General features: G+C 65.0%; 10 protein-coding genes. 3 read left to right on the top strand and 7 right to left on the bottom strand.

The genetic code is table 11. The features are described 5' to 3' along the window. The 6 genes from V6M39_RS13565 to V6M39_RS13540 all read right to left on the bottom strand — a co-directional run bounded on the left by V6M39_RS13565 (window position 1) and on the right by V6M39_RS13540 (window position 7150). The gene (locus tag V6M39_RS13565) at window positions 1-2250 is read right to left on the bottom strand and encodes a hypothetical protein (protein ID WP_332644344.1); all 2250 of its coding nucleotides are present in this window, start codon (window positions 2248-2250) and stop codon (window positions 1-3) included. A gap of 112 nt (window positions 2251-2362) precedes the next feature. Beyond that, a complete protein-coding gene (locus tag V6M39_RS13560; RefSeq protein WP_442880807.1) occupies window positions 2363-3160 on the bottom strand; it encodes an enoyl-CoA hydratase/isomerase family protein in 798 nt (265 codons plus the stop codon). A gap of 73 nt (window positions 3161-3233) precedes the next feature. Continuing rightward, the gene (locus V6M39_RS13555) at window positions 3234-4181 is read right to left on the bottom strand and encodes a carbohydrate kinase family protein (RefSeq protein ID WP_332644343.1); all 948 of its coding nucleotides are present in this window, start codon (window positions 4179-4181) and stop codon (window positions 3234-3236) included. After that, window positions 4178-4939 carry an ATP-binding cassette domain-containing protein gene (locus V6M39_RS13550; protein WP_332644342.1) on the bottom strand — a complete coding sequence of 254 codons (762 nt, stop codon included), beginning with the start codon at window positions 4937-4939 and terminating at the stop codon, window positions 4178-4180. Before V6M39_RS13550 ends, V6M39_RS13555 begins: the two co-directional genes overlap by 4 nt. Beyond that, complete coding sequence (locus V6M39_RS13545) at window positions 4936-5988, bottom strand: ABC transporter permease (protein ID WP_332644341.1); 1053 nt, start codon at window positions 5986-5988, stop codon at window positions 4936-4938. The genes V6M39_RS13550 and V6M39_RS13545 overlap by 4 nt, the downstream gene beginning before the upstream one ends. A gap of 79 nt (window positions 5989-6067) precedes the next feature. Beyond that, complete coding sequence (locus tag V6M39_RS13540) at window positions 6068-7150, bottom strand: substrate-binding domain-containing protein (protein WP_332644340.1); 1083 nt, start codon at window positions 7148-7150, stop codon at window positions 6068-6070. Between the two features lie 95 nt (window positions 7151-7245). Between V6M39_RS13540 and V6M39_RS13535 the strand changes: the two genes are divergently transcribed. The 3 genes from V6M39_RS13535 (at window position 7246) to V6M39_RS13525 (ending at window position 9570) form a co-directional block, all read left to right on the top strand. Next, window positions 7246-8280 carry a LacI family DNA-binding transcriptional regulator gene (locus V6M39_RS13535; RefSeq protein WP_332644339.1) on the top strand — a complete coding sequence of 345 codons (1035 nt, stop codon included), beginning with the start codon at window positions 7246-7248 and terminating at the stop codon, window positions 8278-8280. Between the two features lie 103 nt (window positions 8281-8383). Next, window positions 8384-8593 carry a DUF6458 family protein gene (locus V6M39_RS13530; protein WP_332644338.1) on the top strand — a complete coding sequence of 70 codons (210 nt, stop codon included), beginning with the start codon at window positions 8384-8386 and terminating at the stop codon, window positions 8591-8593. Between the two features lie 119 nt (window positions 8594-8712). Next, the gene (locus V6M39_RS13525) at window positions 8713-9570 is read left to right on the top strand and encodes an NUDIX hydrolase (RefSeq protein WP_332644337.1); all 858 of its coding nucleotides are present in this window, start codon (window positions 8713-8715) and stop codon (window positions 9568-9570) included. A 63-nt stretch (window positions 9571-9633) separates the two neighbouring features. On the opposite strand, the gene V6M39_RS13520 is transcribed toward V6M39_RS13525, so the two are convergent. Beyond that, window positions 9634-9722: cold-shock protein (locus tag V6M39_RS13520; RefSeq protein ID WP_332644345.1), on the bottom strand; the 89-nt coding region annotated here is incomplete at its 5' end.

Here is a 9722-nt window from a genome sequence, read left to right as displayed (position 1 = left end):
TCACTTGCGCCGGACGACTCTTTTTTTGATCGGGGGGGCGAGGGCCTCAGACTCGTCGCTCACCGCCTCAGGCTGTTGGTCGTCGGCTGGTTGTTCATCCACGAACTCATCAACCAATGGCTCAGGTTCAGTCAATGGTGTGGGCACGGCCGAATGATTGGCCATGACGATGTGCTCCTGCGCTACGCGCTCTGCTTCTGCCTCGGCTGCAGCGACCCATTCGAGTGCTGTCCGCTCGGCTTCCTGGAGCTTCTCCTCGGCCGCAACTCGTGCGGCGGCAACGGCTTGCGAGAGCCGTTCTTGAGCATCCCGCTTGGACTGCACCGTGACTCGCTCGGCCTCTGCCTGGGCCTGGGCGACGCGGGCCTGGGCATCCTCGACTGAACGGTCGGAGAGACGTTTGGCCTCAGCCTGGGCAGCTGCCACACGCTCGGCAGCGGCCTTCTCGGCTTCTTCGATCTTCTCCTGGGCATCCAGGCGGGCCGCTTCAACGTCGGCAGCAAGCTTGCGCTCTGCTTCCTTGCGGGCGTCGGCGGCAGCACGTGCAGCCTCCGCGGCATTTGCCGCAACGAGCTCAGCCTCGGCCTCGGCGATCCTGACCTTCTCCGCGGCCATGCGCTCAGCATCAGCCAGCTTGGCTGCCGCGTCGGCCCGTTCGGCCTCGGCTTCGCGAGCGAGCCTTTCGGCTTCCTTGTTGGCACGTTCGACGAGGGCTTTCGCTTCATCACGTTCACGAGCGAGTTCGGCAGCGGCTTCTTCATGTCGACGTGCGGCTTCGGCTGCAAGGCGGTCCGCCTCGAGCTTGGCAGCGATGAGCTTCTCTTCGGCGGCACGCTCGGCATCGGCAACTCGTACGGCGATGGCGACGCGCTCGGCGGCAGACTCCTGAGCGAACTTCTCCGCCTCAGCCTTGGCTGCGGCGACGTGGCTTGCTGATGTCTGCTCGGCTTCGCGCACGATCCGCTCGGACTCTGCACGAACCTCGGCCAGGCGTGCATCTGCCTCGGCTCGCTCCTGTGCGAGCTGTGCGAGAGCGGCCTCGCGATCTGCCTTGGCCTGCTCGGAGACTTCGGCAGCCTCGGCTCGAGCCTCTTCGATGCGACGCTGCGCATCGCGCTCTGCATCAGCCAACCTGCGCTGCGCAGCCTCTTGAGCTTCGACCTCTGCCTCGGCCATACGACGCTCGGCTGTCTCCCGGGCTTCAGCCTCTGCGGCCTCGGCCAGTCTCTTGGCCTCGGTCTTGGCTTCGTTGATGCGCTGTTCGGCCTGGCGATCAGCGGCGGCCTGCGCGGCGGCTACTCGGGCATCAGCAGCCTGCTGGAGCTCGGTGATCTTGGCGGCGGCCGCGGCACGCTCACGCTCGATGTCAGCTGATACGCGATCAGCCTCCTGCCGGGCAGCGGACACCCGCTCGGCGGCAGCCTGCTCGGCAGCCTTGAGCTTGGCGGCGCTGACTTCGCGCTGTGCGGCTTCGTCAGCGGTCAACCTTGCGCTGACCTGCGCACGCTCGCGCGCGGCCTCCTCCATGAGACGCGCAGCCTCCTGCCGAGCGGCAGCAACGCGCTGCTGCGCGGCGGCGCTCGCCGCGGCAAGCTTCTCCGCGAACGTCGATGCGCCCTCAACCGGCGGGGCATACATCTCGTCGCGCTCCGGAACATCGGGAACGTCGTTGGCTTCGGGACCCGATTCGGTGTCGTCCGCGGTGGTCTCGGGGTCGGCGTGCGACTGTTCCGCTCGAACGTCCTCGCCGGCGAAACCGGCAACGGCAGGTGCAGACTCGAGCGTTGGTTCGGCAGCTGGCTGCGGCTCGGGCTCGTCCGAGAAGTCGGCGGCAGTTGGAGTGTTGCCCCACGTGATCGTCTGCGGCGGTTCTTCGGTGCTCAGCTCTTCGCGGTCGGGCGGTGTCGCGACCGCCTCGCGTGCTTCATCCAGCTTCTCTGCAAGGGTCTTCGTGTTCTCCGGCTCGTCACCGCCACGACGTCGCGACGCCGCGAGCTCCTTGGCAGCGGCGCGCTCCTCACGGCGCTTGTCCAACGCCTCCTGACGTGCCGCGCGGGCCGCAGCACGGCGGGCCCTCGGCGAATCGGACTCATCCTCGTCGCGTGCATGGGAACGACTCTCCGGTGCGTGGCGTGGGCCAGAGCTCGCCCGATCGTCGGTGGTCTCCTCCTGGGCCAGCATCTCGGCGGCAACCTGCAATGGGTCAGCCCGCTTGCGGTCGACCGGCTGGTTGTCTTCTGAGTCAGTCATGACTCCCTCTCGTTGTAGCACCACGCATTTGTCCGTCGATTCTCAGTATGCCCCATGCGCCCCGCCTGTCACCCGCCTCAACATGCGGTCACGCACGTCAGAATGCGATGAGTCAGCGGCCGCTGAATGAGGCCTTACCGGGCCCGTTCTCCATGAACGAGATCATGCCTGCTTTTTGGTCTTCGGTCGCGAACAACGCCGCAAACTCGTCTCGCTCGACTGCGATCCCGTCGTCCAGAGACACGTCGAGGCCCTGGTCGATGGCGCGCTTCGCAGCGCCCAACGCCAGCTTCGGTCCGCCGACGAACTGGTTGGCCCATTCGACGGCCTTGTCATAGACCTCGTCGGCGGGGTGGACCTGATCAACGAGCCCAATGGCCAGTGCCTCCTGAGCGTCGATGAATCGTCCCGTGAAGATCAGGTCCTTGGCCTTCGCCGGACCAACCAGTCGCGCCAGACGCTGAGTACCGCCTGCACCCGGGATGATGCCGAGCAGGATCTCCGGCTGACCGAGCTTGGCGTTGTCGGCGGCAAATCGGAGATCGGTCGACAGCGCGACCTCACACCCGCCTCCTAGCGCGAATCCCGTGATCGCCGAGACCGTCGGCTTGTTGATGGCCGCGAGTGACTTGGTGAAGTCCTGAAGGAGATGGGCGTGCTTCTTCATGTCCTCGTGGGACATGTCCGCCATCTCCTTGATGTCGGCGCCGGCGGCAAACACCCGCTCGCCGCCGTACACAACAACAGCGGCAACGTCGTCGCGGCTCTCCGCCTCAGCGCATACCTCGACGATCTCGCTCTGCATTTGCGCATTGAGCGCATTCATCTTGGGCCGATCGAGGCGAATCGTTCCTACGCCGTCGCTGACTTCGAGTCGTACGAGCTCACCCATCGTGGCCTCCAGCCGCATCGTCGGCGGTCGCTCCCGCCATCGCGAAGAGCATAGGTCAGCCCCATGGCTGGGCTGACACGGCCGAAGCCTTCTAGCGAACACCCCGTCGAGTATGTGAATCCGTGATCGGTGGGAGCTCGTCTCTCGTAGGAGGCTCGGCGCCCGCACGTCCCACCGTGATCGCCGCCGAGACATTGGCGTGATGCATGAACGAGCGCAAGTCAGACAACGACAACCCGCGTACTCCCGCCGCCGGATCGCCAGCGTCTGACGTCACCACACCAGTCGTCGTCATGGCGTCGATGAGTCCCGACATACACGCGTCACCGGCGCCGACCGTGTCGATGACCGGGGTTGTCGCCGACGCGACATGTACCTCGCCGGCCGGGTGCACCGCGAACGAGCCACGTGCACCAGCAGTGATGACAACGAGCTCTGCACCCAGAGCAAGCCATTTGCGGGCGACGACGTTTGGCGCGATGCCGGGGTAGAGCCAGTCGAGGTCCTCGTCGCTGACCTTGACGACTCCGCAGTACGCGACCAGTCGAGTCAGCCGGGACAGCACCGCTTCTCGGTCGTCGAGCAGGCGCGGACGAACGTTCGGGTCGAACGTCACGAGCGATGTCGCCGACGCACGTTTGACCAGTTCCTCCACCGCGTCGGCGCCGGGCCCCAGATAGGACGCAATGGAACCGGTGTGAACGATTGGCCCGAACGACAAAGAATCAAGACCGTCTGGATCCCAGGTGATGTCGAAGTCGTAGCGTGCGGCACCGCGGGCATCGAGCCACGCCGTCGCGGTTGATGTCGGCGCTCGCCCGACACTGCCCGGTGCCAACTCAACGCCACTTCGTTCCAATGCTTCCCGAACGACGTGGCCGCGCTCATCATCGCCCAGACACGTGGCGAGCATGACGGGGTGACCGAGGCGCCCGAGCCCGACGGCGACATTGGCCGGGCTGCCTCCGGGATGCTCGCTCCTCCGGCCGTCGGAGCGAACCACGATGTCGACGAGTGACTCCCCCACAACAAGAATCACGCGACGACCATGGCCCCGGTCATGATGGCCACTGCTTCCTGCGGTGTGTGCGTCTCGGGGGTGATGACCGCCGCGCGCCGACCGAGTCGCTGTACCTGGATGCGATCCGCGACCTCAAACACCTGCGGCATGTCATGGCTGATGAGAATCACCGGCATGCCCTGGTCCCGCAGATCTCGTACGAGCTGAAGGACCTGCGCCGACTCTCGTACGCCCAGCGCTGCCGTGGGCTCGTCGAGGATCACGACTTTCGAGCCGAAGGCTGCCGCCCTGGCGACCGCGACCGCCTGCCGCTGACCTCCGGAGAGGTTCTCAACTGCCTGGGTCATCGATTGCAGCGTCGTGATGCCGAGGTCCTCCACCTGTTGGCGGGCCTGGTCGCGCATTCCCTTCTTGTCGAGCATCCGCAAAACCGACCCGCGCAGTCCCGGGAGTCGCTGCTCGCGGCCGAGGAAGAGATTGCTCGCGATGTCGAGCGCAGGCGAGACGGCAAGGTTCTGGTAAACCGTCTCGATGCCGGCCTTGCGGGCGTCGTCTGGCCGATGGAACTCCACTGGCCGTCCCTCGACGAGGATCTCGCCCGCATCAGGCGTGTAGGCGCCGGAAAGGCATTTGATCAGCGTCGACTTGCCGGCGCCATTGTCGCCGATGATCGCCAGAACTTCGCCGGCATGCAGCTCGAGATCGACGCCGGCAAGGCCGACAACGTGCCCAAAAGTCTTGACGAGGCCACGCGCCTCCAGAATTGGCGTACTCATGCGCGTACCTTCCTGATCCACTGGTCGACAGAGACCGCGATGATGACAAGCACACCGACCGCGAGGGTCTGATAGAGAACGTCGAGTCCCGCGAGGCTCAGCCCGTTGCGGAAGACGCCGACGATGAGGGCACCGATCAGACTTCCCCACAGCGCTCCGCGGCCACCAAACAAGCTCGTGCCACCGATAACGACTGCCGTGATTGAGTCGAGGTTGGCATCGACTCCGGCATTGGGGCTGGCCGCGTTGACCCGGCCCATCAGGATCCAGCCAGCCGCCGCGAAAAGCGCCCCGGCCGTGACGTACACGCTGAGAATGACTCGAGTGACATGGATGCCGCTCAGTCGCGCCGACTCGGCGTCGTCGCCGACGGCGTACACATGGCGGCCCCACGATGTCTGACTCAGGGCGAAGGCGACCACCACGTAGAGGCTGATCATCAGAACGACACCCCAGGTAATCTGCGCGCCGGCGATGTCGAACGACTTGCCGGTCCAGGTGAGGAGCTCAGGCATCTCGATGCCGCGAACTGTGGCGCCCGAGGAGTAGAGCAGCGCGATCGCGCCGAAGACGTTGAGCGTGCCGAGAGTCACGATGAACGGCGGGAGATTGAGTCGGGTGACCAAGACACCGTTGATGACACCCGTGGCGATGCCGACGATCAGCGCCGCGAGCAGGGCGAGTGGACCTGGCCAGCCCTGCTCACTCGCGACACCCGCCGCAACAAGCGTCGAGAGGATCATCGCGGCTCCGACGGACAAATCGATGCCCGCGGTCAGCACGATCAGGGTCTGCCCGATCGCGAGAGCCCCGATGACGGCGACCTGCTGAACGACCAGCGAGAGGTTCGCCGTGCTGAGGAAGCGCTCGTTGAGCAGGCCGAAAACAATCATCGAAAGGACGAGTACGACGGCCGGGCTCAGCGCTGGGTAGCGATGGAGCACCGTACGTACCCGGTCGAGCGGTGTGGGGGGTCGAGTCAGGCCGGCTTCGGTCAGCACCTCGAGCGGATTGTCGACGAGTGCTGTGTCTTCGGGTTCAGATGTCATGACGGGTGGATCCTTTCGATGCGGGACTGGGAACGAACGCAGCGGGGGTGTCCGGGAGGACACCCCCGCCGACGATCACTCAGCCCCAGCAGGTCGACTTGCCTGCTGCAGTGTCGACGCTCTCGACGCCGTCTTGCGGGTCGTCCGTCACGAGCTTGACGCCGGTGTCGAAGAAGTCAAGACCTTCAGTTGTCGTCGGCTTCTCGCCATCCTTGGCCAGCTTCGCAATTGCCGCAACACCCTTGGCAGCCATCTCCAGCGGGTACTGCTGAGCAGTCGCGCCGATGATGCCGTCGGCCACGTAGCCGACGCCAGCGCAGCCACCGTCAACCGAGACGAGCGTGACGCCCTTCTCCTTGCCCGCACTCTTCAGCGCCTGATAGGCGCCGTATGCCGCGGGCTCGTTGATCGTGTAGACCACGTTGATGTCGGGGTTCTTCGACAGGCAGGTCTCCATCGCGGTCGTTCCGCCGTCTTCGGCGCCGTTGGTCGCCTCGTTGCAGACGATCTCGTAGTCACCGCCGCTGTAGCTGCCGGTCTTCGCCTCGTCACCGTTCTTCTGCTTGTCGCCGGTCGGGATACCCATACCTGTGAGGAAGCCCTGGTCGCGGTTGTAGTCGACCGAGACAACCTTGTCGTTGAACAGGTCGAGCATCGCGATGACTGCCTTCTCGCCGTTGAGCTTCTTGGCAGTCCATGCGCCGATCGACTCGCCTGCCTTGAAGTTGTCAGTCGCGAAAGTGATGTCGACGGCATCGGCCGGGTCGGGCGGAGTGTCGAGGGCAATCACATACAGGCCCGCGTCGCGCGCCTTCTCGATGGCGTCAACCACAGCTGGACCGTTGGGCGTGATGAGAATGCCGTCCTGACCAAGCGAGATCGCGTTCTCGATCGCCTGGATCTGCGTGTCCTCGTCGCCATCGGACTTGCCAGCAGCGAGCTTGAGGTCAACGCCGTTCTCCTTCGCGGCTTCCTTCGCGCCGTTCTGCATGGCGACGAAGAACGGGTTGCTGGTGGTCTTGACGATGAGTGAGACACCAATGTCGGACGAATCGCCGCCCGAATCAGAGTCGGACCCGCACGCCGAGAGCACCAGCGTGGATGCCATGACGGCAACCGCGGCGGCGGCAAAGCGGCGCCGGTGGGCAGAAAGTGTTTTCACGATGATTCCTCTCACAACGCCAGACCGTCTGACATCGTTGTCACATTGTGTTCTACATCACACAGAACCCGGCGTCAAGCGTTACGCTGGGACACATGACACCGTTGTCACCCAAACCCGCTCCGCGCCAGCGGGCCACCATGAAGGATGTTGCGCGCGAAGCGGGCGTCGGCATCAAGACCGTGTCCCGCGTCGTGAACGGTGAGGGATACGTCGGCGAGGCAACGGCTGCGCGCGTACGAGCGGCAGTGGAACTGCTCTCATACCGGCGCGATGTCAGCGCCGGTTCCCTGCGTCGGGCCGACCGCCGCACCCTCAGCATCGGACTACTGCTCGGTGACGTCTCAAACCCTTTCGACGCGCAAGTCCATCGCGGTGTCGAAGATGCCGCCAGCGCCGCCGGATTCGCCGTCCTCTCCGCGAGCCTCGACGAGGACCCAGAGCGCGAGCGCGAGCTCGTGCCAACCATGGCCTCCTACCAAGTCGACGGTCTCATCGTGATGCCTGCCGGCCCAGATCCGACTGCGCTTCAGCACGAGATCGACGCCGGAATGCCCATCGTCTTGGTGGACCGTGGTGTGGATGGACTCGAGACGGACAGCGTCGTCGTTGACAACGAGAGCGGTGCCCGCATCGCGACCGAACACCTGATCTCATACGGGCATCGGCACATCGCGTTCATGGGCGATCGCCAGTTTCTCCCCACGGCCCAGAAGCGCCTCGACGGCTACCGCCAGGCCTGTTGGTCAGCCGGCTGCCCGGCGACGCACGTGATTCAGGACCTGTCGAACGAGTACCTCGCGGAGACCGCCACCCGCGCGATGCTCCAGTCCAGCCCCGCACCGACTGCGATCTTCGCGGCGCAGAACCTCGTGACGATCGGCGCCGTACGCGCGCTGCGCAGTCTGGGTCTCGAGCACGAGATCGCTGTGGTCGGGTTCGACGACATCACACTCGGCGACCTGGTCTCACCCGCCATCAGCGTCATCGCGCAGGACCCGCACCTGATCGGACGAATGGCAGCCGAGCGACTCCTTGCCCGCATCGGCGGCGACACCAGTCCCGTCCAGCAGATCGTCGTACCGACGTCGTTCCTCGTACGAGGGTCGGGCGAGATCCCTCCCCCGTGATGTGACGCAGGTCCACCGCGAGCGCAAAGCTCACAGGTCGGCAAAAGATGCGGACGGCTGGGTTCCGCGTACGTTCGAAGTGCCCCCTACGAAAGGCACTTCCATGTTCATCGGCGGATCCATCTTCCTTCTCGCAGTTGGCGCAATCTTGTCGTTCGCCATCCGCGACAACATCAACGAAGTTGACCTCGTCGAGGTCGGCTACATCCTCATGGGCGCCGGCGCGCTCGGTCTCATTGTGAGCCTCATCATCAACGGACAGAACCGCGAGCGTACGGTCGTCGAACGCCGGGATCCTCCTCCGCCCGCCTGACATCTGGCGACGTTCGCCATCACAGAACGCACCCGGCACGACGAAGCGGTTCAACGGCGACATGCCAAGGTCGGCCGCTGCAAGAACTGACCTCCGACGTCGGCTGGCAGGATGGACGTATGACGGCGATCCTGCGCGACGACGACCTGTCGCTCGAGCCGACTACGGGTTCGGACGAGTTCATCGGCTTCGCCATCGTCATTGGCGGCGAACGTGTTGGCACGGTGGCGCTGCGACCTGAGGAGCGCAGAGCTGGGTCGATCCGATGGAACGCTGGTGCCGACAACCTCGGCGTCGCCATCCGCGCACTGCGCCTCGCCCTCGATCACGCCTTCGGCGAGCTGGGATGGACCCGCGTAGAGGCGCGCATACCCGTCGATCGCACCGACGACATCCGTGCGGCTTCGATCTCTGGCCTTCGCCGTGAAGGCATCACGCGAGGTGCGGGAGATGACCCCGACCGCGCACTGCTTGCGCGACTGGTTGACGATCCGCCCGTGTTCAGCCGGGACGGCTTCATCTCGATCCTCAACGCCGGTCTGCCGACCAAGCGCGTCATCAGCCAGGGACTGCTCCGCGACGAGCAGGGTCGGGTGCTCTTGTGCGAGCTGACCTACAAGGAGGAGTGGGATCTGCCCGGCGGTGTCATCGAGGTGGGCGAAGCGCCGGCCATCGGGCTCGTACGCGAGCTGCAGGAAGAGCTCGGCATCACGGTGGAGGTTCAGGGCCTGATCACGGTCAACTGGCTGCCGGCGTGGCGCGGCTGGGACGACGCGTGCATCTTCCTGTTCGACCTCGGCGTTGTCGACAGCTCGATCACCGAGGGGATGGAGCTGCAGGTCACCGAGATCAAGTCGGTGCAGTGGTGCGATCCGGAAACCGTACGGGCGAATGGTGCGCTCGCTGCGATCGAGCTGCTTGACGCTGTCGAAGCTGGCGGCCTGGCGACGTATCGAGAAGCCCCGCTTCAGACGTAATGAAGAATCCCCCCGGAGCCGAAGCTCTGGGGGGATTCTTACTGAACTAAATCAGTGGGTGAATCAGAGGGGACGAATGTTCGTCGCCTGCAGGCCCTTCTGGCCCTGCTCGACGTCGAATTCAACCTTCTGGTTCTCGTCCAGCGAGCGGT

Source organism: Aeromicrobium sp. (assembly GCF_036675695.1).
Taxonomy (GTDB): Bacteria; Actinomycetota; Actinomycetes; order Propionibacteriales; family Nocardioidaceae; genus Aeromicrobium.
Note: the sequence above shows the minus strand (reverse complement) of the source record. Positions and strands in the feature narration are given on the sequence as shown.